This window comes from Pseudomonas sp. B13(2017) (assembly GCF_002113245.1).
In the GTDB taxonomy this organism is placed as follows: Bacteria; Pseudomonadota; Gammaproteobacteria; order Pseudomonadales; family Pseudomonadaceae; genus Aquipseudomonas; species Aquipseudomonas putida_Z.
On sequence record NZ_NEJX01000004.1, the window covers coordinates 125,693 to 147,302 of the forward strand.

A 21,610-nucleotide genomic window follows, 5' to 3' on the forward strand; every position below is an offset into this window, starting at 1 on the left:
CGACGCACACGTTCGACCGCTTGTCGCAGTGCCATTCAATGCCAGTAAAAATTCAAGCTACCGTGAGCATGGCGGGTTGCATCGCATGTCATGCTCACCTCTACGTGCACGCAACCAGGTGGCCCGCGATGCACCTCGGTCACACTGCCGGCAATTCGCAGCGTCTGCCCGGCATAGCATGGCCCCCCCAAGCGAATGTCCATATGACCAATGCCTCCAGTGGGGCCTGACCAGCTCCTCACCCAGCGCTCGATATAGGCATTGCTGCTGAAGATGTTTAGAAACAATCCGGCATGCCCTTCGCACCTGACCCGGTCCAGATCGTGATGAATTGGATGAAAGTCACGGGTAGCGATAGCACCGGCGACGATGCTGCCAGTGCTGACCGCGACTTCCAGCGTTGGCAGCTGCTGGCCAGGTCGCAGGTCCTCAAAGTGTACTGCAGTCGTGTCGCTCATCCCTGTACCTTTGGCCTGTAGCACAGCTGGCGGAAACTAACCTGCGCAACCAGTTCCTGCGCGCAGTAGACATCCTGGCGCACGGTAAAAAAATAACCCACGCCAAGCCCGGTTGTCTTCAACTCACTCAAATAGGTAAGTGTGCTAATCGAGTACAACTGCTCGCCCTCAATCAGGGGCCGATGGAAGGTTTGTTCCACGCCAACTCCGACCAGCCCGGTAAAGCCAGCCTTGGCGAACCATTCAATTACTTCGCAGGCGTCAGTGGAGGCCGAGCCTTCGGGCCGCCAGCCGCTTGGCCCAGGCTGCAGCCAGACCTGCAACATGCTCGCCGGCGCCCGCAATCGCCCGTCCTGCGCCAAATCCCCGGCCCAGTAGCGCGGATCGGTAATTCCATGGGCTTCGCACCAGTGGCGGATCATCGTGGCGTTAACCGGGTCGCAGGCCAGCACCAGGGCATAGGGTACATCCAGCCGCTCGCGGATGCGTGCCAGCCAGGTTTCCGCGTTAGCTAGCTCGCTCATAACACTTCGAACAAGCCTGCGGCGCCCATACCGCCACCAATGCACATCGCCACAACGACGTATTTGACACCACGACGGCGGCCCTCGATCAACGCATGGGCAACCATGCGCGTACCACTCATGCCAAACGGATGGCCGATGGCGATGGCACCGCCATTGACATTGAGACGATCAGCAGGGATTGCCAACTGATCGGCGCAATGAATGACTTGGCAGGCAAACGCTTCGTTGATTTCCCACAGCCCAATGTCTTTGATATCCAGCGCGTGCCTGCGCAGCAGTTTGGGGATCGCATAAACAGGCCCGATACCCATCTCCTCGGGACTGCAGCCAGCTACAGCAGAGCCGACGAATGCACCGAGCGGCCGCAGACCACGGCGCTTGGCTTCGGTCTCGCTCATCATCAAGCACGCCGCTGCACCGTCGGAAAGCTGCGAGGCATTACCCGCGGTGATGTGTTCACCTGGGCCAGCCCACTCCCCGCCCTTCCATACCGGTTTCAACTTGGACAGGCTTTCCAGTGAGGTATCCGGACGGTTGCACTCGTCCTGCTGAAGGGTGACTTGCTCATGTCCAATCGGAGTGCCTTCTTTGTCAAAGAGCTGTTTGGAGGTCTGGACAAAGACCATCTCATCATCGAACAGGCCATCACGCTGTGCGGCAGCGGTGTTCTGCTGGCTTTGCCAGGAGAACTCGTCTTGTCGAGCGCGACTGATGTCGTACTTACGCGCGACGACTTCGGCAGTTTCAATCATCTGGATATAGGCAGCTGGCGCTGCCTCCAGCACCGCCTTCGATTGCGCTCGGTAACTGTTCTTGTGTTTGTTCTGCGTCAATGAAATAGACTCGACGCCACCCGCAATCGCGATGCCTAACTCACTATTAGCGATGCTGTTGCCAACTGCAGCGATACTCATCAGCCCAGACGCACACATACGGTCCAGGGCCATGCCCGCTACCGAATTCGGCAAGCCACCTGTGTAAGTACACAGACGCCCTAAGTTATAGCCCTGAGTACCCTGCTGAGCCGCAGCGCCCATGACCACGTCTTCGACGTCGGCTGGGTCAACCTGCCCGCGCTCTACCACCGCCTTGACCACCACGCCACCCAGCAGCGGCGCCTCGGTGTCGTTAAATGCCCCTCGGAAGGCCTTCCCGATGGGGGTACGGGCAACGGATACAATGACAGGTCTGGACATGTTGAATTCCTACACAATGGTTGCGCTTGATGCTCGGCCGTCGAGTGATAGAACTCATCGTCCATCAGGACTATGCAAAACCGGCAGAGGCAACCGGGGACTTATTTGTTGGTAGAGGCTGCGTTAAGAAAGGCCGGGGATTCCCCCCCACCATGCACTAGCAGGTCTACCCCACTGACGTATCCGGCCCGCCCTGAAGCCATGAATAGGCAGGCGTCTCCGATGTCCTGAGGTGTGGCCATCCTGGCCAATGGAACGGTGGCGCTGACCGCTGCAATTCCGTCTTCATCGCCATAGTGCAGATGTGACTGCTCGGTCTTCACCAACCCTGGGCTGACGCTTACCACACGGACCTTGGGTGCCCATTCAACTGCCAGAGACTTGGTCAGGCTGAGAACCCCGGCCTTGGCCGCCGCATAAGTGGCGCTACCCGGCCGTGCCGAGTAGGCGCCTACACTGCCGATGAAGAGAATGACGCCACCCTCGGGCTGCTCCTGCATAAGCGCATTGGCATGAATAGCCATGATCAGAGGGGCCGTCAGGTTGAGGTCAATCAGCGATGCATGGTAGCGAGCCGAGCCATTGGCCGCCAGCGAGAACGGAGTTCCCCCGGCGTTGTTGATAAGTACGTCCAGTTTTCCATAGCGGTCCCGGACATACCCGAACAGCTTTTCAATATCGGAGGCCTCGCGGATGTCGGCCGGCACGAAGTCCGCAACATTATCGCCCGCGCTTGGCAGCAGCTGCGTAGACTGTCGACCACAGACGATGACCTTTGCGCCCGTCTCTAGAAATGTCTCAGCAATACCAAATCCTATGCCTTTGGTCCCGCCAGTGATCAAGATAATACGGTCCGCATCTCGCTTTACCATTTCCCTGTGCTCCTAGAAGGTATGCGCCGATGCTATCGGTCTCGGTCTGTCATGTCGTAGTCCGAAAGGACCAGATCGATACGAGCGAGAGTTCAGATCAGGGCGAACTGTTTCAGGCTTGCTCTGAGCTTCCGGGCAGTATGTCGTATAAACCACAGGTTATCCGAGCCTGTTATCGAACTAAAGAGCGTAATTGACGCGACAAGCTTTCTGTAGTCTCTCAGTGATCTCTCGAAATTCCTTACCCTCCGGTAGCTTTAATACCCTTATTACAGACCTTATTAATGCATTTTTTCAGGCGTCGAAACCTGTCGCGTTTACAGCCACGGTGCTGAACATATCCAATGGTTGCTGGTCATCTCCAAAGGATACTAATAACGATCCATTTAAATCAGGCTCGCTCGGCAGGGGCCAGATCACAGCCCACGCCAGCGCTTCCAGGATGAACGCAGCAGGAGGCTGTGTGCCATGATCTCAATAAGAAGCTCCTACCACCCCATCGACGCCGCGATTCTGTGGTGTGACCTCTCCGACCACAAGGACGAGATTCTCCAAGTAGACCTCTCCCAGCCGGGGAGCTTGCGAAGGCATTTCCCGCAATGGCCAAGCTTGCACGACCACGTCGAGTGTCTCTACGACGCCATACTCAGCGGCGAATTGCCAGCGACCTACCTCGGCCAGCCGATCACTGCGGAGAGTCACGTTCACCGAGGTTATTATTCCATTCTGCGCGTCGACCTCCTGCTCTGGTTTATGCGGAGCTTTCCCGATCAAAAGCCCGCCTTTTTGTTTTCCCAGAATGCTGATCACTCTGGATGCGTCAGCCTGAATGCGCATCTAGCCAAGCAAGCCGAGCTCGACTATGCCCTGAGTACGCTTGAGCAGTTGCAGAAAAGCTATGCTGTCACTGCCGGTGAAATGGCCTCCCTTTCTACGCTCAACGACAAGCTGAAAACGCGACTCGAGTCGCTTGGCATTCCTTCCGAGACATCTGAAGCCGTGCACAGCACATTGATCGGCGCCATGCTCGAGACCACGCTCGGAAAAAACCAAAACGGCAAGCAACAGTCGATCTATTCCAGCCAGGCAGCGTTGGTCCACGCTATTCTGCTGCGCTTTCCCGGTGTGGAGGGTCTGAGTAAAAGTACCATTGATCGGCGATTTGCCGAGGCGCGCCGAGTTATAGCCCAGGCGAAACGGGGCTAACGCCGCATTGTCAGGCAATACCCGGCATTGCCTGACAATGTTTTTCACCCTCTTTCGATCTTCACTGACTGTCACTTCCCACCACGCGCCACCCGGCGCTAAGGAGTGACATCATGCAACCGACCAGCCCTGCCCCTCTGCCAGCCGACCGCCACATCATGCGCCGCGACGAAGTGGAGCAGAAAACCGGCTTCAAACGCTCGCACATCTACAACCTGATGAAGGCCGGTCAGTTTCCGCAATGTCGGCGTATCGGCACCCGTGCCGTCGGATGGGATTCACTGGAGATCGAACAGTGGGTCCAGGACCGACTGTCCTTGGGGGGCTAACTCATGGAAGTCCTCTCGCTGATCTCGACCAAGGGCGGCGCGGGCAAGACTACCGTCGCCGCCAACCTCGGCGGCGTGCTCGCCGATGCCGGCATTCGCGTTCTGCTACTGGACCTGGACAGCCAACCGACGCTGTCCAGCTACTACACCATGAGCGAGGCACGTGAGGCCGGTACCTACGAACTTATCGCGCAGCGGCTCACGGCGCCTGATCAGATGATCTCTGCCACTGTTATTCAGCACCTGGATTTGATCGTCTCCAACGACCGCGCCGGGTACATCAGCACCCTGCTGCTGCACGCGGCCGATGGCCGTCTGCGCCTGCGCAACCTGCTACCCGCCTTCGAGGAGCATTACGATGTGCTGATCATCGACACCCAAGGCGCACGCAGTGTGGTCGTCGAGATGGTCATCCTCGCCTCCTCTTGCGCGCTGTGCCCGGTCCCGCCGGAAATGCTCGCCGCACGAGAGCTGCGAAGGGGTACGCTGGGTCTGTTCGAAGAGCTGGAACCCTACCGCTACCTCGGCGTGGACTTGCCATCGGTAAAGTTGCTGCTCAACCAGGTCAATGCCAACCGCCGCGATACGCGCTTGATCATGCGGAGCCTACAGGCCTCTTTTCAGGCCGATCCGCATGTCAGCGTCTGCAGCACGGTGATCCCCGACCGAGTGGCCTATCCCAATGCCGCCTCGCTCGGCCTCCCCGTGCACCGAGTGGAAATGACTCCACCGTCCGGGAGCCGCAGTCCTTGCGCCGCAGAGGTCATGCGCGGCCTGGCCATCGAGCTATTCCCGCAATGGGCCCAGCAGATCGATGCTCTCGCCGCGCGTGCGCCCGGCATTATGACTGACGCTGGGCAACAACTGCTCCGTCGCGTCTGATTGGAGTATGAGTGATGAAGCCACCAACCTCCGAAGACATCACGCGTCAGTTGCAACAGGCGCACTTTCCGCAGAAAAACGACCGCGCCCCCGCCATGGCTACCGTTGGCGATACACCGATGGTGGTCACTCTCGAGCAACTCCGGCCCTACGAGCTCAACCCGCGTGTGGTGCGCAACCCGCTGTATGACGACATCAAAGCCTCAATCCGCGAGCGTGGCCTGGATCAGCCACCTGCGATCACCCGGCGTCCCGATGAGCCGCACTTCATCATCCGCAACGGCGGAAACACCCGTCTGAGCATCCTCGGTGAGCTGTGGCAGGAAACGCGCGAAGAGCGCTTCTTCCGGATCCATTGCCTGTTCAGACCTTGGCAGTCAGAGTCACATGTCTTGCTCGGGCACCTGGCCGAAAGTGACTTGCATGGCCAGTTGACGTTTATCGAGCGGGCTCTGGCCGTGGCGAAGCTCCAGGACATGTTCCAGTACTCGGACACCTACCTCACCCAACGCGAGCTCGCGACGCGCTTGAGTGCGGGTGGCTATCCCATCTCGCAATCACACATCAGCCGCATGTTCGACGCGCTCGAGCACCTGCTCCCTGCCATCCCGCAGATGCTGTACGCGGGCCTGGGCAAATCCGCCATTGCGCGCCTCATCAGTTTGCGACGGCGAGCGGAGTCGATTTGGAATCGGTATTTCGGTGCTTCCGAGCAGTTCCCGCTGTTGTGGTTCGAAGTTCTGTCAGCGTTCGACGGTGAAAAGCCGGAACTGGATTCGAGTGAGCTACAGGATGAACTCATTGCCAGGATGTCCGTGTCCTTGGAGCAGACACCTCGTCTGTTGGCTCTGGAGCTGCACCAGGAACAACGCCCTTCGCTGCCCCTAGCCAACAGCACTCATACCCCTCCGGCCCCTTCAGCGGGTGAGCTTGCAAAGCCCTCGCCTTCATCTGTGCATCCGCCCGAAGCGCCGACTGCGGTACCCAATCCCGAGCCGACAAAAGCTGATGCAGGCCTCTCGGCGCAGCAAGCACCATGCCTGCCCGATATTCGCCAAGCGATGGGGGACGAGCCATTACCGGAGAAGCTTTTGGCAGAGGTCGAGGAAGTTCCGACGTCGATCGTGACGGAGCCATCAGGCGCAGCATCACTGGAAAAGATCAGCGCCTTGCGCGCAAGCTGCGCGTCTTTGGCCGCCGAGCTTGCCGTTTATGCAGACGATGGCGACATGGTCAATGCGCTCGCAGATGACCTCGGCTTCACGCTTTCACTGGGGCATGGCGAGCGACTTAGCTCACGGCACACCGGTATCCAACTGCTGCTTTCTGCCCTGCTGCGCCTGCAGGACGACGTGACCTGGAAAGAACGTCAGCAGTTGCCGGCAGCCCTGTTTGGTCAGCTGCTGATCGGCGTCTACGACCTGCCCTTCACCGACCGACCAGCCCTGACGGTGGGCCTGGAACGACTTCCTGATGCCCAGCTGGAGCAATTGTTCTCGCTGATCCGCCATGCCCGGCAGTTGATCGAACTGACGCTGTCGTCCACTCGATAACGTGAGGAGCCACCTCATGAGCACGACTTTCAATCTGTTGAACCATGCCATGTTGAACCAGGTGCTGCATGAGCTGCGCCATGGCCGTCTGCAGCGCTGCAAGGCCCTGGGCCTGGCCGACGAGGACATCGAGGTGCTGCAGTCGCTGCCGCCGACTACCTTGTCTCACCTGGCGCATTCGTCGATTGCCTGGGTAGAAGTGAAGGTCGATATCACCGTGTTGCGCCGTCTGATCGTCCAGGCCGAGCGCGACGAACAGAACGAGCGGTTGATCAACCGGGCGCTCAAATTAGGCGCGAGCTCCAACATCATGTACCGCTGCTTCGGCCTGGACCACTCTGAAACCGCGCTGCGCCGCCGTGTGCTGAAGATCGAGACGCACCGCGGTCGGCCGGTCCAGCTGAGTGAAGCGCAGGAGCATGCCGTGTGGAATCGCTGGAGCCAGTTGCGCACGGAGGATCCGGACAACGATCCGTTGGACACGATGATGATGCTGGCCGAGGAACAACAGATCAGCCTGACCCTTGTCTGGCAACAGGTCGAACTGTACGGAGGCACTCCATGCTGAGCTTTTACGAGGTCGACTGGCAGGACGTGGTGCGCCAGTGCTACGACGCGCTTCGGCGGCGAAATGAGTGGTACGCAGCGCAAGGCAAACTCGCTGTCTCCACCGAGGAGCCCGCGGTACGAACGATCTACTACGGCGACAACAACCCGCTGCCGCAGACCTTGCTGCTGGATCGCCGCCTGACGCCACTGGAACGTAACACCTGGCAGGTGCTGCGCTGGCTGATCACCGAACGTAAGGTCAAGACGCCACGCTACCAGGACCTGCAGCCCTACCTGGCCACCAGTCCCTGCGGCGCTCAGGCTTCGCGCGAAACCATCGCCCGCGCACTCAACGTCTTGCGCACCACTCGCTGGCTCAGTCTGGTGGAGCGCTCACGCGATACCAACGGCTGCGTGCGTGGTTGCGTTTATGTGCTGCACGGCGATCCGTTGACCGCGGCCGAGCAGTTGGAACTGGACAGCGGCTACGCGGCGCTGCTGCAGCAGAACCTCTCCCATGCCACCAAAGGCGTCCGGGACGTGGCGCAGCATGTGATCGCCGAGATCCAGGCCGACCCCCAGGTGTCCCAGCTCGACAAGGACAGGCTCGACTCGCTGCCGCCGGTCCACCAGCAAACGCTGCCGCTGATGAGCGATGAAGCAGATACAGAGAATTCCGAACCTGGCGCACACAACCTCGTTCGGAATTCTCCGGCTGGCGCAACAGATCCCAAACCCTGCGGCAATGCAGCGGATTTGGCTGTAGTTCGGAATGCCGACGCTGGCCGTACTGTACAGAAAGACCAAAGCAAAAAAAGTACGGTACTGGGGCAGGTGGAGTTTGGTCGAGCGCGATGGCCCGAGGATTTACCGCTGAACCCGAACGAGCGGCGCATGGCCTCCCAGGCGATGCGTCAGCTCGAGCCGGAACAGCAACAAGCGGTGATCAATGAAGCAGCGGTGCGTTGCGCCCGCGGTGAGATTCGAAAACCCGTCGCCTATCTGATGGGCTTGATCAAGCGTGCCTGCCAGGGCGAATTCACCCTGTGGGCCGCGCGTACCGAGCAAGAAAAATCCTCAACCCCTGCTTCACGCCCAGCCAAGCCAGCGTCAGAGGAACCGCCCCGCGAACGACCGAAGCGCGGAGGTCAACGCACCGCGTCGCCACTTGCCCTCTCCTGTCTGGAGCAACTGAAACAACGTTGCCGCGGGATCACTGCGGCTACATAGGGCTGGAACTCGGTGGACATAATGCCGATGCCATTGATTCCAGCAACGTCCACCGTTCCGGAAATGTGACCGCACCACCTTCGCGATGATTCGCGTCGCCGGCCAAGGATCGGCCCATCGTCGGCGTCATTCCGACGGCGAGGTACTGGCGATGGTCGATCACTACCAACTCAACCTGGGCTCCCTGCGCAGCAGCATCACCCTCACCCTGCACACTCACCATGCGGCACGGCTGTGGCAAGGGCGCAGCGGCCGCGACGGCGTGCACCCGATCCTGGGTATGCCCGGTTACATCAGCGTCACCAACCTGCTCAAGCACGCCAGCAGCCAAGGCGATCCATACGCAGACTGGTTCATGCTGCAGCTGGAGGAAAAGCTGCTACAGGCCAGGCTCGACATGGCCACGCTGACGCAGCAAATGAGTCGAGTTGAACGGGCACTGCCCACGCAAGTCGATGTCGGCGACAACCTCAACATCCACCCCGTGACCCTGCCGCTGTTCATCGGCAGCCAGTTGGGCTTTCTCGCAATCTACCTGCTCACCGACTACGACACCCTGGTCCGGCGGGTGCTGCTCGCCCACCACACGGCGCTGATCGGCCGGGGCGACATGGAATCCTGGATCGATGGCGGCGCTCATCTACTGCGCAGTCTGTTCGGCCTGGCGCAGCGCTACCGCCTGGCCGGGGTGAGTCGGGACGACATGGCCGCCAACAATGCCCGTGCACGCGAAGCCATCGACAAGTTCGGCATCCTGCCGCAGGACATTCTCGAAGGCACACGCCGCTCCCAGTTCGCTCCTCCGATCAGCCGCAGCAACGCGCCCTCCGAGATCGAAGGCCCGAATCCGCCGGGAACCGAGGAGCATCCTGCGGACACTCCGAACGACGGAGGTGAGCCATGACCCTGGCCGAGGCCATTGCGCGGCGTTTGTCAGCCGATGCCTATCGCGACTTCGCACAGGGTGCCTCCCTAAAAGGCCTTTTAAAGCCTTTTAAGGGTAAGGGGGAGCTGCAGCAGTTCGCCGAGACGATCCTGCGCCTGCGCACCCAGGTCGCCGAGTTGATGGCGGTGATGCTGGCGATAATGGCCCAGCCACCCTTCTCGTCGCTGGACCTGCGCCTGGTCGTCCAGCACAGCGCGACGGGCACCGATTTCCTACGCTGGCGCAGCCCGGATTTTCTGTGCATGGGCGTGCAGGTGTGGCAGGAGACGGTGGTTCAGCCGCGGCTGCACCCTGAGCTGCGGCAGGCGTTGTATCAGCTGGAGACCAACCGTGTGGTGCTGAACCTGCAGATGAGCAGCCTGCAGTCGCTGTATCGCCAAGCCATCACCGGTGCCAGCAAGCTCGAGACCGCCGAGCTTGCCCTAACCCGTTCCCCCACCGAGGAGTAACCCACATGAGTACTTTGTTTGTTGGTGAAGGCAACATCGGCAGCGTCCCGGAATATCAGGAATTCAACACCAATCCGGATGAACCGCGGCGCCTGCTGCGGCTCAACGTCTACTTCGACAACCCGATACCGCGCGAGAGCGGCTACGAGGACCGCGGGGGGTATTGGGCGCCCGTCGAACTCTGGCATCGCGACGCCGAACACTGGAGCACGCTGTTCCAGAAAGGCATGCGCGTCTTGGTCGAGGGCCGCACGGTCAAGGAGGAATGGGAGGACAGCGATGACAACGCGCGGGTGACCTTCAAGGTCGAAGCGCGGCGCATTGGTATCCTGCCGCACCGCCTGGCCTCCGTGACCATGCGTGAGAAAGCCCAGGAAAAACCCAACGCCAATAGTAAAGGCGGCGGTAAGAAAGCCCCGCGCAAGGCCGGCTGACCCCTGGAATTCAGCGGAACAACCGGTCTCTGCGCGATTTCGCAGGGGCTGCGCAGCTCACCCGGCGGGCAGCACTGAGCCTTGCAGCACGTTCAACTTCGCCGGGCCTTCCCACGCTGCTCACTCTCCAGCAACTGCTTCACCTCCGCCAGGCACTGGTCCAGGGCAAGGAATGCCCGCCAGTGCGCCGGACTCTCCTGCACCCAGGCGATCAACTCGGCTCGCACTTGTGGATTGTCGGGTTCCAGATGGGTGGCCATGAACAACTCGTAGGCCTTGATCGCTAACTTGTCTGCCTCACTCTGGTGTGATCCGTGCAAGTTGATGCCTCCGTGTGGACGGGTCGGTCATACACTTATTTTTGGTGATACGCCTCATAGGGTTGCTAGTCAACTCTTTGAGGCGTTCATATCCGTGGGTGGGTAGACAACCATATGGGTCGAATTGGAGAGCGCCCCGTTGCCCGTCAAAGAGCCTAGCCCACATCACATTGGCCGCCAGTTGCAGAAGTACCGTCGCGACCATGGTCTGACCCAGGAACAGGTCGGCGAGCACCTGGGCATTACCGGCGAGGCCGTGTCTCGCCTCGAGCGTGGCCTGGTTGAGCTCTCCGTGACGAAGCTGCTGCAGTTGGCCGACTTGTACGGCTGCCCGGCCGATGAATTGCTTTTGGCCATCAGCCCTCGCCCTCAGGACCAGGGTCAGCAGATCACCTCGATCATCCAGGCGCTGGGTGACGCGGATAAGCAGTTCGCCTTGGAGTTTCTGCAGACCCTGGCAAGCCATCTCGCGCAACGCAAGTAACGCTTGGCCCAGCCACTGAGCTGGCGAACCGATCTGGCCAATTTCGACTTTACCCTGGCCTTACCCTCCTATCCCTCCACCCTGTCGGTAGCTACCGAGAGGGTCCGCGTATGCGCCTGTTCATTTGCGAGAAACCATCCCAAGCACGCGACATCGCCCGGGTGCTGCAGGCCAACCGGCGGGGTGATGGCTGCCTGCAGGGCCAGCATGTCACCGTCACCTGGTGTGTTGGCCATCTGCTGGAAACCGCCCCACCTGAAACCTATGGCGATTACAAGCGTTGGTCGCTGGATGATCTGCCGATCATTCCCACCCGCTGGGAGCTGGTGGCCAAGCCAAAGGTCGCCAGCCAATTGAAGGTGATCAGCCAGCTACTGCGTACCTGCACTGAGGTGGTCATCGCCACCGATGCGGATCGCGAGGGTGAAATGATCGCCCGGGAGATTCTCGAGCGCTGTCAGTACCAGGGGCCGATCCTGCGCCTGTGGCTGTCCGCCTTGGATGAAGCTTCGATTCGCCGAGCGCTGGCCAGCTTGCGTCCGGGTGAACAGACCTTGCCGCTGTATCACTGTGCGCTGGCCCGCTCCCGCGCCGACTGGTTGGTGGGCATCAACCTGAGCCGACTGTTCACCCTGCTCGGCCGCCGCGCCGGCTTTGATGGGTTACTGCCGGTGGGCCGCGTACAGACCCCCACCTTGCGCCTGGTGGTCGAGCGCGACCGGGCAATCGCCAGCTTTGTGCCGCAGCCCTTCTGGAGAGTTGACGCCCTGTTGGAAGCTGACGGCGTCACTTTCAAAGCTTGCTGGCAACCGCCGGCGACGGTCTGCGATGACGCTGGCCGCTGCCTCGATGAAGCGGCCGCGAAGCAAACCGCACTGCGCCTGTGCCAACAACGGACGGCCCGTGTTCAGAGTATCGAGGTCGAACAGGTCCGTGAGGGCCCGCCGCTGCCGTTCGACCTAGGCACGCTACAGGAGGTTTGCTCGGCCAAACTCGGGCTTGGTGCCCAGGAAACGCTGGGGGTCGCCCAGGCCCTGTACGAAACCCACAAAGCCACGACCTACCCGCGTACCGATTGCGGCTATCTCCCCGAGACCATGCTCGATGACGTGCCGCGCATCCTCCATGCCCTGGTCGCCGCCAGCCCTTCACTGGGGCAGGCGATTAAGGAGATCGACCCCTGCCGCCGCTCCCGCGCCTGGAACAGCAGCAAGATCACCGCGCACCACGGCATCATTCCTACCGCGATCACGCTCGACCTGACGCAGCTTTCCGAGTCTGAACGGTCGGTCTATGCACTGATACGCGACCGTTACCTCGCGCAGTTTCTCCCTGAGCATGAGTACCTGAAGACCCAGGTGCTGCTGCAGTGCCAAGCCGACCCACTACTCGCGCGCAGCAAGCAGATCCTGGCCCGCGGCTGGAAAGCGGTGATCAGCGAAACCCACGGCAATGAGCCCGGCGAACAGACTCAACGCCTGCCCACACTCCGCGAGTCCGCTTCGGTGGCGCTGACCGACGCTGCTGCCATTGCCCAGCGCACGCAGCCGCCGAAAGCCTATACCGAAGGCACGCTGGTCAAGGCGATGAAGACAATCGCCAACCAGGTGAGCGACCCGCGGCTCAAACAGAAGCTCAAGGACAGCTGCGGCCTCGGCACCGAAGCCACCCGCGCGGCGATCATCCAGGGTCTTATCGACCATGGTTACTTGACTAAAAAGAAACGCACCCTCGCCGCCTCGGCCGCGGCTCATACGCTGATCGAAGCGGTGCCGCCGGAAGTGGCCGACCCGGTGATGACGGCGCTGTGGGAACAGGCTCTGGACCGCATCGAATCCGGCCAGTTGAGCATCGAGAGCTTTCTCGCCAAGCAGGCGGAGTGGCTCACCCGATTGGTGCGCAGTAACGCCTCGCTCACGCTGCGCACACCACCCAGCAAGGGTCCCTTCTGTCCGGTATGCCGCAGCGCCATGCGTCAGCGCAAAGGCCGTAGCGGCAGCTTCTGGTCTTGCATCCGCTATCCGGAATGCAAGGGCACAAAGCCGGTGGCGAAACCCAAGCGGGCAAAAAAAGCATGACTTGACGGCACCCCGCAGCGCTGGTTTAGTGATCAGGCCCCTCGCCGCTTGGCGCCCCACAGACCGATTAGCTCCGGGCAGTTCGGTCAGACTCGTTGAGTTCGGAGCCACCCTCACCACCTCTTCGGAGGCCTTCTCAGCGTTCCAAGTCCTCTAGGCGGATGACCCATGCAGCTTGCACCAGGCTGAACGGGTCATCCGCTTCGGCGACGATGCTCAGCCCCGGTGCCCGCCGGCGAAATACTGGGCACCTTTTGTGCGCGGATGCGTGCCAGTTGATTCCGACCCAGGCCACGACAAGGGTCGGTTGATCCAGGTGGATCGGCAGCGGAGATTTAGCGACGAATTCCGATGCCGCATCGCCGGGTCAAAGGTGGTCCAACTCTTCTTAGCCTGATGACCGTCGGGCTATTTTTTCGCCGCTGAAAATCCACTGAAAACCACCCGTTTCCGCTCCGCCAGACCACCTACATTCCTCAGTTGACACGCCTTTGGCAGCGTTTTATAGATGAGTTGCACTCCGCTGTCGTTGACAGCACCCAGGTAGCTAGGACCTTCAAGGCTACGCCCGCTTCGGGTGGTTCTCCCCAAGTGCGACTCGCGCTCGGCAGATCGCACGGTCATCGCCCCATCGATGATGAGCGCCCTCCACACCGATCACGTTTTTGCACCTCACCCTTGCGGAACTCACCAGCCGCCAGGGCCGGTGGATGTCCGCGTTTCTGCTAAACAGGAGCTCCATCATGACTACTGCAAGCAATAACGCCCCCACCACCTACTTCAATCTGCACACCCAAGGCATCGGTTACCTGAACCGTGTTCGCGAAGTCCCGGTTCGCCGTGGGCAAGCGATCATGGCCTGTGACATCGCGGCCTTGCACGGTGCCTCGGACGACGTCGAGTACACCCGCTTCGATTGCAAAGTCGCGAGCGGCGAAGCCGACCGGCTGATCCGTGAGCACCTGGAAGACGTCCGCGCGAAACGCAAGGTTCTCATCGCGTTTCGCATCGGTGATCTTTGGGTCGATCCGTTCCTGTACGAGAAAGGCGAACGCAAGGGGCAACCCGGCGCCAGCCTCAAAGGCCGTTTGATCTTCATCGAGTGGATCAAGGTCGATGGCCAGTTCAGCTACCGTGCGCCCGCCCGCACCGACGCTGCCGCCGCTGCTGAGGGAGCTGAGCACGCGGAGACGGATGGAGATAAGGCAGACACTGACGGTGACTCCGATCAAGGTCAGCCAACCCCGACCGCCGCGCGCAAACCCACCGCTGCCCGTCAGTCTGCCTGAGGCAGTTTGACCCCTCAGCAACAGGCGCTCCCAGGAGCGCCTGTTGCATTCACGTCGGAGGTCGCCATGGAAAGCTTCTGGCTCTGTGAGGACTGCCTGCAGGCGGTTGCCTACGACGACTTCAGCGCACTGTCGCTGTACTACAGCGAGGCTGAAGTCGAGCAACGCATCTCCCATATGCGCACCGGTCTGCAGGCCTTGCTGCCCCTAAGCGCCGATTTCAATCCGCACAGCGGCGCAGGCATTCAGGCCTTTTCCACCCACCCGTGCGAAGGCTGCCACAGCCCGCTGCACGGCGCACGTCACCGTTTTACACGGCTGTAACTCACCTCTCTCTCATCTGCCTGGGGCACTCCTCCAGGGGGCGCTCCGTCTCCCACGAGGAATTGCCCATGAACACTGCTCAGAACCAAGTCGAGCGTCTCGACCCTGCATTGGCCCAGCGTGCCCGCGAGGATGCGCTGCTGAGCGAAGCGCTGGAGTTGCTGGATCAACGTTATTTCCAGCGCGGCGAGCAACTGATCTCACCATCCGATGCAGCGTCCTATCTAAAATTGCAGCTTGCACCCTATCACCATGAGGTATTTGCGCTGCTCTGCCTGGACTCGCGTCACCGCGTGCTCAGCTTCGACATCCTCTTCACTGGCAGCATCGACGGTGCCTCCGTGTACCCGCGCCAGGTCGTCGTTAAGGCGCTTGAGCACAACGCCGCAGCGGTGATTTTCAGCCACAACCACCCCTCCGGCTGCTCGGAACCGAGCGGCGCCGATCGGGTGCTCACTAATCGCCTGATCGAGGCCTTGGCCCTGGTTGAGGTACACGTGCTGGACCACATCATCGTGGGTGAAGGCACGCCGCTATCGCTGGCCGATTACGGCTGGATCTGATCATCCCCACCACTTGGAGGGTCACCGCCTGTACGGGGTGACTTTGCATTTTGGAGCGCCATCATGTCCAATCTTCCCAATCCCTTCCTCCGCGGCTTCCAGGACCTGAGCTACGAACGTGTGGTGCAGATCAGCTACGCCGACGATTGCCCTCCCTGCTACCGATCCCTTCACCCTGCGCTGCATGACCTACCGGATGATGGCATCAATTTCCGGCCGTGCCTGTTCGATGATGACTTCGCAGTGATCACCGACGGCGAAAGCGTGCCCGAGTTTGTCCGTATGCCGTGCCCTGCCGATGGCACCGTCAGCCAGGTGCTCTATCAGGTCACAGGGCTGCATCATGGCCGCCGGCAGCACGTCAGCGATCTCCCCAGTGAGGAAGCTGCTCAGCATCTGATCGAGCAGCTGTCCTTTGCTACCGGGCACTACAGCCGCAGTTGGGAGATCAGCAGTGCGCACCTGCCTGCAGAAGAGTTCGAGTACCTACAGGTGTGCGCCTGGTGTCGTTCACCGTCGGGTTTCTTCGAGTGCTTCGAGCTGAGCAGCAACAACGCGGTGGGCTGCAAGCTGTATTCGACGCCCTGGCTCAGAAACATTGCCGCGGGCGGCAGCTACTTCAGCACTGGGGAAGTGACCGCTCGCCTGCGGGCAGATCATGTACCACCGGTGCTGCGGCGCCTGCTATTACTGGCCGGTGAAGCCGACACCCGCATCCTGATTTTTGACCCCGATGCGACGCCACTTTCCGAGTTACCCATGTTCACCGACGATTGACCTCAAGGCGCCTCCGGGCGCCTTTTCCATGGTTGCGCCAGCATAATCCGGTCGGCGAGATTCGATTTTTCAGTGGGGGCGCGTCCTGGATTTTCGACAAGGTGTCGGCATCTTTTGTCGAGGCCTGGTCATGCACCCCCCCACGCTCTTCACGTTCGGACTGACGCTCACGTTGCTGGGCTGCAGCACCCCGCCATCGGTGCCCACCCCTGCATCATCCGCACTTGCCACGCCCTCAGTGCTCAAGCCAAAGTCCCCGGTACCCACCTGGGTCCGACAGGACCGCTACACCCTGGCAAGCACGCGGCCAACGCTGGAGCAGCGCCAACCGCTGTATCAGCTGATCAACGTCCAGATCGCCCCTGCGCTGCACGCGACGGTCGGTGAAGCGTTGCGCCACGTGCTGCAGCATTCGGGCTACTCCCTCTGTCCCGATAACCCTGCCGTGGCGCGGTTGTACCACCGCCTCTTGCCGGCCGTGCATCACGACCTCGGGCCGATCTCACTGCTGGATGCCTTGACCATCATCGGCGGCCCAGCCTGGCGGCTCGACATTGATCCAGTCGAGCGGAGCGTGTGCTACGCCCTGCGCCTGCCCCCGCCCGAACCACCCTTCTCGACACTGGAGACCGCACCATGAAGGTTCACCATTTTCAGGCCTTGGTGATCGGCGCGCTATGCCTGGGGGCTGCTGTTCTCGCGGCCGAAACCTACAACCAGCACCAGCAACTGGCTGAACTGCAGACCGCCGCACGCAATGCGCCGGCTGACCCAGGCCCGTCACTGCGTCGCGATATCGGGGAATTGCGCACCACGCTGTCCACGCTGTCGCCACAAGTCGCGGCCCTGAAAGACGCCCAGCACCAGCACACCAGTGCGCAGGCAACGCTCGGCCAGCAACTCGATGAGTTAGCGGCGTCCGTCAGGGTCCTGCAGGCGGTACCGCCAGGACCGAGCAGCGCCGATCTGACCGCTTTGGAACAACGCATGGGCGCGGCAGAAGTGGCACTCGAGAAGCTGTCGACCGCTCCTAAGGTGCCAGAAGCTACCGCCGCATCCCAATCTGCCTCCATCCGCGAAAAATCAAAAGCAAAGGCACCGCAGCCGCCCTTCACCCTGCAGGGTATTGAGACGCGCGGCAGCATCCGGTTCGTGGCCGCCCTGCCTGCCGGCGCCCACGCACTATCCACCGTGCACCTGCTCCAGCTCGGCGACAGCTTGAACGGCTGGCAGCTACGGGCGATTCGCGAAGGCCAGGCCGTGTTCCACGTCCCGGGCCATGGCGATCGCACCCTTCCCATCCCGTGAGGAGGTGACCGTGTATAGGTTCTCCGCGGTTGCGCTCATCCTGTTGCCGGCTTACGTGTTCGCCGATCAGGGCTCGAGTGTCGTCAAGCATGTCGACGCTCAGGTGCAGTTGAGCGAACAGTCGCCGCTGGTACGGCAGGCGTCTGCAGCAGACCAGGCCAAGGCCTGGGGCCTGACGGATGAAGAATGGGCCACCTTTGAGCGCCTGCAGACCGGCCCCCGCCATTACTGGTCGCCGCAACTTGACCCGCTCACCACCCTGGGTGTCGAGGCCAACTCGGATCAGGAGCGGCAGCGCTACGCCGAGCTGCAGGCTCGTCTGGAAGCCAGGCGTGCCGAGCGCGAACTGGCCTATCAGAAAGCCTACTCCGCCGCCTGGGCGCGGCTGTTCCCGGGTCTGCAGCCTGTGCAGGGGATGAGCGACGATCCCGGCCCCTCGAGCCGCAGCCGCACGGCGCTGTTCGTGGAAGACCACTGCACAGCCTGTGTGAGCAGCCTCCAGCAATGGCTACAGGCCGGTGCGCGGCTGGATGTGTATCTGGTCGGCAGCCAAGGCAACGACGCGCGACTGCGCCAATGGGCTCAGGGCGCAGGCATCACTGCCGCCCAGGTCAGCGGCGGCCAGGTCACCTTGAACCATGACCGCGGCCGCTGGTTTGCTCTGGGCGCCAGCCGTCCTTTGCCAGCCCGCTATCAGCAGGTGGACGGAAAATGGCAGCGCGTCGACTGATTCTCGCCCTGGCGATGGTCGGCGCCACCGCCGCTCACGCAGGTATTTTGCCGCCGCCGGCGTATCAATTGGCGGCTGCGCGCGCCGGTATCCCCGCCTCGGTGCTGTTCGCCATTGCTCTCCAGGAAAGTGGCACGCCGCTGCGCGGTCACCTCATGCCCTGGCCCTGGACCCTGAATGTCGCTGGGTCACCGCTGCGGTTTGCTCGACGCGACGAGGCGTGTGCCGCACTCAGAGAAGCACTCAGTCGCCACGATCCCAAGCGTATCGATGTCGGGCTGGGACAGACCAACCTGGGTTATCACCCAGACCGCTACCTCAGCGCCTGCGATGCCCTCGATCCCCGCGCCAACCTCGCGGTCACCGCCAAGCTGTTGCGCGCGCACTATACCGACACCGGTGACTGGGTTATTGCCGCCGGCCGCTATCACCGGCCTGCCGGTGGTCCCCCAGCGGCCCGCTACCGCCGCCAGTTCAGCCGTCACTGGCAGCGCGTCCAGCCGGTCGCGACGGCTCCAGGAGGGTCACTGCCATGAGCTGTTTGCGCTGGGTGGCCCTGGCCCTCTGCCCGTGGCTGTCGCTTGCCGCGGGCGCTGAGCCCAGCAGTCCACCCGCCCCCACCACGCTGAATTGGGTGCTGCCGGTGCGCAGCGCTCGACTCTCCCCTGGCGCCGTGCCACCCAGGACATTGAGCCTGCCCGGCATGACGCCGCTATTCCTGGTTGGGCAGGACGCTGCTTCCCTGGAGTGGCTGTCGCGGCACTCCCAGGCGCTGCAAGACTTGGGCGCCAACGGATTAGCGGTAGAGGTAGACGATGTGCAGGCGCTGCGTCGCATCCACGCGGCAGCGCCCGGGCTGAATATCTGGCCAGTCAGTGGTGACGACATCGCCGAACGGTTGGAGCTGGAGCACTACCCAGTGCTGATTACGCCCACCGGCCTGCAACAGTGAGGGTACTTCATGGGCGAGCATGCTATGGAATCCCTGCTGCGACCGGCGGTGGAACTCTATACCGTGGGCATCTGCGCTGGCGCCGGTGCGCTGTGCCTGCATTCGCCCTGGGCCGTGGCACTGTCGCCTGAGGTAGGGACAGGTATGGCCCTGGCGTACACCGCGTTCGGCCTGAAGCGGCTCAACGAAGCGCGGATCGTCCTGCGTTACCGGCGCAATATCCGCCGCCTGCCGCGCTACTCGCTGACCAGCCGGCAGATCCCGGTGAGCGGCAAGCGTCTGTTCATGGGCCGCGGTTTCCGCTGGACTCGCCTGCATACGCAGCGCCTGCTCGAAGCTCAGGACCCGGCGCTGGCGTACTATGTCAACCAGTCGGCTGCCCACCAGTGGGCGCGACGCATGGAGCAGCTGCTGGAGAAGGCTCCGCCGGGGCTGTCGCTGCTACCTCGTCTTACGTCCTGGGACAGCCCATTCAACCCGGTGCGTCCGTTACCGCCGGTGGGAGGCTCGCCATTGCTGCACGGCGTCGAACCGAAGGAACAGGAAGCCAGCCTGCCACTCGGCGAACGCGTTGGACATACCCTGGTGCTGGGCACCACGCGGGTCGGCAAGACGCGACTGGCCGAGGTGTATATCACACAGGACATTCACCGACCGAGCCAGGAAGTGGTCATCGTCTTCGACCCCAAAGGCGATGCCGACCTGCTTAAGCGCATGTACGTCGAAGCGCGGCGGGCCGGCCGTGAGCACGAGTTCTATGTGTTCCACCTGGGCTGGCCGGAGATCTCCGCACGCTACAACGCCATCGGCCGCTTCGGGCGCATTTCGGAAGTCGCTACCCGGATCGCCGGCCAGTTGAGCGGTGAAGGCAACTCGGCGGCTTTTCGCGAGTTTGCTTGGCGCTTCGTCAACATCATCGCGAGGGCGCTGATTGAGCTCGGACGCCGCCCGGACTACCTGCAGATCCAGCGCCATGTGGTGAACATCGATGCGCTGTTTATCGAGTATGCCCAGCACTTCTTCGCCCGCCATGATCCGCTGGCCTGGGAAGCGATCGTGCAGATTGAAGGCCGCTTGAACGAGAAGAACATCCCGCGACACATGGTTGGCCGGGAAAAGCGCGTCGTTGCCATTGAGCAGTACCTGACCGCCAAGCGCATTTTCGACCCCGTCATGGACGGCCTACGCTCGGCCGTGCGCTACGACCGCACCTATTTCGACAAGATCGTGGCGTCGCTGCTGCCGCTGCTGGAAAAGCTCACCAGCGGCAAGACCGCGCAACTGCTGGCCCCGAACTATTCCGACCTGGACGACCCGCGGCCGATCTTCGACTGGCTACAGGTCATCCGCAAACACGGCATCGTCTACGTCGGCCTGGATGCGTTGTCGGATGCGGAGGTGGCCGCTGCGGTTGGTAACTCGATGTTCGCCGACCTGGTCTCGGTTGCCGGCCACATCTACAAACACGGCATCGACCACGGACTGCCTGGCTCCTCCAGCGCGGCGGACAAAGTACCGATCAACCTGCACGCCGACGAGTTCAACGAGCTGATGGGCGACGAGTTCATCCCGCTGATTAACAAGGGCGGCGGTGCCGGTATCCAAGTCACCGCCTACACCCAGACCTTGAGCGACATCGAGGCACGTATCGGCAACCGGGCCAAGGCCGGCCAGGTCATCGGCAACTTCAACACCTTGCAGATGCTGCGCGTACGGGAAACTGCGACCGCGGAGCTGCTGACCAATCAATTGCCCAAGGTCAACGTGCAAACACGCACCTTGGTCTCCGGGGCGACGGACACCGCCGATCCGGATGCCCGCACCGACTTCACCTCCTCCTCGCAGGATCGGGTCACCACCACTGCTGTACCGCTGATCGAACCTGCGCACATCATCGCCTTGCCCAAGGGGCAGATGTTCTCGTTCCAGGAAGGCGGCCAGCTGTGGAAGGTGCGCATGCCACTACCGAAGCCAGCCAGCGACGATGCGATGCCTGCGGATCTGCAGACCCTGGCTGCGCGCATGCGCGAATCCTACAACGCCAACGCGGGGAGTTGGTGGAGTAGCGCGGGAGGTGCACCCACGGCCGATTTCGATCCTGAGATGCCTCCACCAGGGCGCCGGCACGCGCCGTAAGCGAGCGAGTACTGCGGA

At 61.8% G+C, this 21,610-nt stretch carries 26 protein-coding genes; 21 read left to right on the forward strand and 5 right to left on the reverse strand.

Annotated elements, in window-relative coordinates; translation table 11 throughout:
- Positions 1–35: 35 nt before the first annotated feature.
- The 4 genes from CAG44_RS07700 to CAG44_RS07715 form a co-directional block, all read right to left on the reverse strand.
- The gene (locus CAG44_RS07700; protein ID WP_085663781.1) at positions 36–458 is read right to left on the reverse strand and encodes a hypothetical protein; all 423 of its coding nucleotides are present in this window, start codon (positions 456–458) and stop codon (positions 36–38) included.
- A complete protein-coding gene (locus CAG44_RS07705) occupies positions 455–982 on the reverse strand; it encodes a MaoC family dehydratase N-terminal domain-containing protein (RefSeq protein WP_085663782.1) in 528 nt (175 codons plus the stop codon). The genes CAG44_RS07700 and CAG44_RS07705 overlap by 4 nt, the downstream gene beginning before the upstream one ends.
- Complete coding sequence (locus CAG44_RS07710) at positions 979–2,181, reverse strand: acetyl-CoA C-acyltransferase (protein ID WP_085691872.1); 1,203 nt, start codon at positions 2,179–2,181, stop codon at positions 979–981. Before CAG44_RS07710 ends, CAG44_RS07705 begins: the two co-directional genes overlap by 4 nt.
- A gap of 101 nt (positions 2,182–2,282) precedes the next feature.
- Positions 2,283–3,053: an SDR family oxidoreductase gene (locus CAG44_RS07715; RefSeq protein WP_085663784.1), complete on the reverse strand. Its 771-nt coding sequence runs from the start codon at positions 3,051–3,053 to the stop codon at positions 2,283–2,285.
- A gap of 468 nt (positions 3,054–3,521) precedes the next feature.
- On the opposite strand from CAG44_RS07715, the gene CAG44_RS07720 reads away from it, so the two are divergent.
- From CAG44_RS07720 to CAG44_RS07760, 9 genes are all read left to right on the forward strand, one after another.
- Positions 3,522–4,259, forward strand: a complete 738-nt coding sequence (locus CAG44_RS07720; RefSeq protein ID WP_085663785.1) for a hypothetical protein — start codon at positions 3,522–3,524, stop codon at positions 4,257–4,259.
- 113 nt (positions 4,260–4,372) lie between these two features.
- Complete coding sequence (locus CAG44_RS07725) at positions 4,373–4,588, forward strand: AlpA family transcriptional regulator (RefSeq protein WP_085663786.1); 216 nt, start codon at positions 4,373–4,375, stop codon at positions 4,586–4,588.
- 3 nt (positions 4,589–4,591) lie between these two features.
- Positions 4,592–5,470, forward strand: a complete 879-nt coding sequence (locus CAG44_RS07730; RefSeq protein ID WP_085663787.1) for a ParA family protein — start codon at positions 4,592–4,594, stop codon at positions 5,468–5,470.
- 14 nt (positions 5,471–5,484) lie between these two features.
- Positions 5,485–7,023, forward strand: coding sequence for a ParB family protein (locus CAG44_RS07735; RefSeq protein WP_085663788.1), 1,539 nt, complete (start codon positions 5,485–5,487; stop codon positions 7,021–7,023).
- Positions 7,024–7,039: 16 nt separating this feature from the next.
- Entirely contained in the window at positions 7,040–7,591 is a 552-nt protein-coding gene (locus CAG44_RS07740; RefSeq protein ID WP_085663789.1) for a DUF2857 domain-containing protein, read from the forward strand.
- Positions 7,585–8,802: an STY4528 family pathogenicity island replication protein gene (locus CAG44_RS07745; protein WP_085663790.1), complete on the forward strand. Its 1,218-nt coding sequence runs from the start codon at positions 7,585–7,587 to the stop codon at positions 8,800–8,802. Before CAG44_RS07740 ends, CAG44_RS07745 begins: the two co-directional genes overlap by 7 nt.
- Positions 8,803–8,953: 151 nt before the next feature.
- Positions 8,954–9,706 (forward strand): PFL_4669 family integrating conjugative element protein, encoded by a 753-nt coding sequence (locus tag CAG44_RS07750; RefSeq protein ID WP_085663791.1) that lies wholly within the window; start codon positions 8,954–8,956, stop codon positions 9,704–9,706.
- Entirely contained in the window at positions 9,703–10,197 is a 495-nt protein-coding gene (locus CAG44_RS07755) for a DUF3158 family protein (RefSeq protein ID WP_085663792.1), read from the forward strand. Before CAG44_RS07750 ends, CAG44_RS07755 begins: the two co-directional genes overlap by 4 nt.
- 5 nt (positions 10,198–10,202) lie before the next feature.
- Positions 10,203–10,631: a single-stranded DNA-binding protein gene (locus CAG44_RS07760; RefSeq protein WP_085663793.1), complete on the forward strand. Its 429-nt coding sequence runs from the start codon at positions 10,203–10,205 to the stop codon at positions 10,629–10,631.
- 92 nt (positions 10,632–10,723) lie between these two features.
- On the opposite strand, the gene CAG44_RS07765 is transcribed toward CAG44_RS07760, so the two are convergent.
- A complete protein-coding gene (locus CAG44_RS07765) occupies positions 10,724–10,951 on the reverse strand; it encodes a hypothetical protein (RefSeq protein WP_085663794.1) in 228 nt (75 codons plus the stop codon).
- 139 nt (positions 10,952–11,090) lie between these two features.
- On the opposite strand from CAG44_RS07765, the gene CAG44_RS07770 reads away from it, so the two are divergent.
- The 12 genes from CAG44_RS07770 (at position 11,091) to traD (ending at position 21,592) form a co-directional block, all read left to right on the forward strand.
- Complete coding sequence (locus CAG44_RS07770) at positions 11,091–11,435, forward strand: helix-turn-helix domain-containing protein (protein ID WP_085663795.1); 345 nt, start codon at positions 11,091–11,093, stop codon at positions 11,433–11,435.
- A gap of 110 nt (positions 11,436–11,545) precedes the next feature.
- Positions 11,546–13,513 carry a DNA topoisomerase III gene (locus tag CAG44_RS07775; RefSeq protein ID WP_085663796.1) on the forward strand — a complete coding sequence of 656 codons (1,968 nt, stop codon included), beginning with the start codon at positions 11,546–11,548 and terminating at the stop codon, positions 13,511–13,513.
- A gap of 743 nt (positions 13,514–14,256) precedes the next feature.
- A complete protein-coding gene (locus tag CAG44_RS07780; RefSeq protein ID WP_085663797.1) occupies positions 14,257–14,802 on the forward strand; it encodes an STY4534 family ICE replication protein in 546 nt (181 codons plus the stop codon).
- 66 nt (positions 14,803–14,868) lie between these two features.
- Positions 14,869–15,126 (forward strand): hypothetical protein, encoded by a 258-nt coding sequence (locus CAG44_RS07785; RefSeq protein WP_085663798.1) that lies wholly within the window; start codon positions 14,869–14,871, stop codon positions 15,124–15,126.
- Positions 15,127–15,194: 68 nt separating this feature from the next.
- Complete coding sequence (locus tag CAG44_RS07790) at positions 15,195–15,689, forward strand: JAB domain-containing protein (RefSeq protein WP_085663799.1); 495 nt, start codon at positions 15,195–15,197, stop codon at positions 15,687–15,689.
- 63 nt (positions 15,690–15,752) lie between these two features.
- On the forward strand, positions 15,753–16,466 hold the full coding sequence (locus CAG44_RS07795) for a hypothetical protein (protein ID WP_085663800.1): 714 nt from the start codon (positions 15,753–15,755) through the stop codon (positions 16,464–16,466).
- Between the two features lie 130 nt (positions 16,467–16,596).
- Positions 16,597–17,106 carry a PilL N-terminal domain-containing protein gene (locus tag CAG44_RS07800; protein WP_085663801.1) on the forward strand — a complete coding sequence of 170 codons (510 nt, stop codon included), beginning with the start codon at positions 16,597–16,599 and terminating at the stop codon, positions 17,104–17,106.
- Positions 17,103–17,774, forward strand: a complete 672-nt coding sequence (locus CAG44_RS07805; protein WP_085663802.1) for a hypothetical protein — start codon at positions 17,103–17,105, stop codon at positions 17,772–17,774. Before CAG44_RS07800 ends, CAG44_RS07805 begins: the two co-directional genes overlap by 4 nt.
- Entirely contained in the window at positions 17,746–18,504 is a 759-nt protein-coding gene (locus tag CAG44_RS07810; RefSeq protein ID WP_139832736.1) for a TIGR03759 family integrating conjugative element protein, read from the forward strand. The genes CAG44_RS07805 and CAG44_RS07810 overlap by 29 nt, the downstream gene beginning before the upstream one ends.
- Positions 18,486–19,040, forward strand: a complete 555-nt coding sequence (locus tag CAG44_RS07815; RefSeq protein WP_085663804.1) for a transglycosylase — start codon at positions 18,486–18,488, stop codon at positions 19,038–19,040. The genes CAG44_RS07810 and CAG44_RS07815 overlap by 19 nt, the downstream gene beginning before the upstream one ends.
- Positions 19,037–19,456, forward strand: coding sequence for an integrating conjugative element protein (locus CAG44_RS07820; protein WP_085663805.1), 420 nt, complete (start codon positions 19,037–19,039; stop codon positions 19,454–19,456). The genes CAG44_RS07815 and CAG44_RS07820 overlap by 4 nt, the downstream gene beginning before the upstream one ends.
- Before the next feature lie 9 nt (positions 19,457–19,465).
- Positions 19,466–21,592 (forward strand): type IV conjugative transfer system coupling protein TraD, encoded by a 2,127-nt coding sequence (traD, locus tag CAG44_RS07825; RefSeq protein WP_085663806.1) that lies wholly within the window; start codon positions 19,466–19,468, stop codon positions 21,590–21,592.
- Positions 21,593–21,610 lie beyond the last annotated feature (18 nt).

Bases quoted from the DNA above. Each gene is read 5' to 3' on its own strand.
- CAG44_RS07720 (WP_085663785.1), top strand. From the start codon at position 3,522: ATGATCTCAATAAGAAGCTCCTACCACCCCATCGACGCCGCGATTCTG.
- CAG44_RS07715 (WP_085663784.1), bottom strand. From the start codon at position 3,053: ATGGTAAAGCGAGATGCGGACCGTATTATCTTGATCACTGGCGGGACC.
- CAG44_RS07775 (WP_085663796.1), top strand. From the start codon at position 11,546: ATGCGCCTGTTCATTTGCGAGAAACCATCCCAAGCACGCGACATCGCC.
- CAG44_RS07815 (WP_085663804.1), top strand. From the start codon at position 18,486: ATGGCAGCGCGTCGACTGATTCTCGCCCTGGCGATGGTCGGCGCCACC.
- CAG44_RS07705 (WP_085663782.1), bottom strand. From the start codon at position 982: ATGAGCGAGCTAGCTAACGCGGAAACCTGGCTGGCACGCATCCGCGAG.
- CAG44_RS07780 (WP_085663797.1), top strand. From the start codon at position 14,257: ATGACTACTGCAAGCAATAACGCCCCCACCACCTACTTCAATCTGCAC.
- CAG44_RS07800 (WP_085663801.1), top strand. From the start codon at position 16,597: ATGCACCCCCCCACGCTCTTCACGTTCGGACTGACGCTCACGTTGCTG.
- CAG44_RS07785 (WP_085663798.1), top strand. From the start codon at position 14,869: ATGGAAAGCTTCTGGCTCTGTGAGGACTGCCTGCAGGCGGTTGCCTAC.
- CAG44_RS07755 (WP_085663792.1), top strand. From the start codon at position 9,703: ATGACCCTGGCCGAGGCCATTGCGCGGCGTTTGTCAGCCGATGCCTAT.
- CAG44_RS07735 (WP_085663788.1), top strand. From the start codon at position 5,485: ATGAAGCCACCAACCTCCGAAGACATCACGCGTCAGTTGCAACAGGCG.
- CAG44_RS07760 (WP_085663793.1), top strand. From the start codon at position 10,203: ATGAGTACTTTGTTTGTTGGTGAAGGCAACATCGGCAGCGTCCCGGAA.
- CAG44_RS07710 (WP_085691872.1), bottom strand. From the start codon at position 2,181: ATGTCCAGACCTGTCATTGTATCCGTTGCCCGTACCCCCATCGGGAAG.
- CAG44_RS07805 (WP_085663802.1), top strand. From the start codon at position 17,103: ATGAAGGTTCACCATTTTCAGGCCTTGGTGATCGGCGCGCTATGCCTG.
- CAG44_RS07820 (WP_085663805.1), top strand. From the start codon at position 19,037: ATGAGCTGTTTGCGCTGGGTGGCCCTGGCCCTCTGCCCGTGGCTGTCG.
- CAG44_RS07740 (WP_085663789.1), top strand. From the start codon at position 7,040: ATGAGCACGACTTTCAATCTGTTGAACCATGCCATGTTGAACCAGGTG.
- CAG44_RS07745 (WP_085663790.1), top strand. From the start codon at position 7,585: ATGCTGAGCTTTTACGAGGTCGACTGGCAGGACGTGGTGCGCCAGTGC.
- traD (WP_085663806.1), top strand. From the start codon at position 19,466: ATGGGCGAGCATGCTATGGAATCCCTGCTGCGACCGGCGGTGGAACTC.
- CAG44_RS07730 (WP_085663787.1), top strand. From the start codon at position 4,592: ATGGAAGTCCTCTCGCTGATCTCGACCAAGGGCGGCGCGGGCAAGACT.
- CAG44_RS07810 (WP_139832736.1), top strand. From the start codon at position 17,746: ATGGCGATCGCACCCTTCCCATCCCGTGAGGAGGTGACCGTGTATAGG.
- CAG44_RS07700 (WP_085663781.1), bottom strand. From the start codon at position 458: ATGAGCGACACGACTGCAGTACACTTTGAGGACCTGCGACCTGGCCAG.
- CAG44_RS07725 (WP_085663786.1), top strand. From the start codon at position 4,373: ATGCAACCGACCAGCCCTGCCCCTCTGCCAGCCGACCGCCACATCATG.
- CAG44_RS07790 (WP_085663799.1), top strand. From the start codon at position 15,195: ATGAACACTGCTCAGAACCAAGTCGAGCGTCTCGACCCTGCATTGGCC.
- CAG44_RS07750 (WP_085663791.1), top strand. From the start codon at position 8,954: ATGGTCGATCACTACCAACTCAACCTGGGCTCCCTGCGCAGCAGCATC.
- CAG44_RS07795 (WP_085663800.1), top strand. From the start codon at position 15,753: ATGTCCAATCTTCCCAATCCCTTCCTCCGCGGCTTCCAGGACCTGAGC.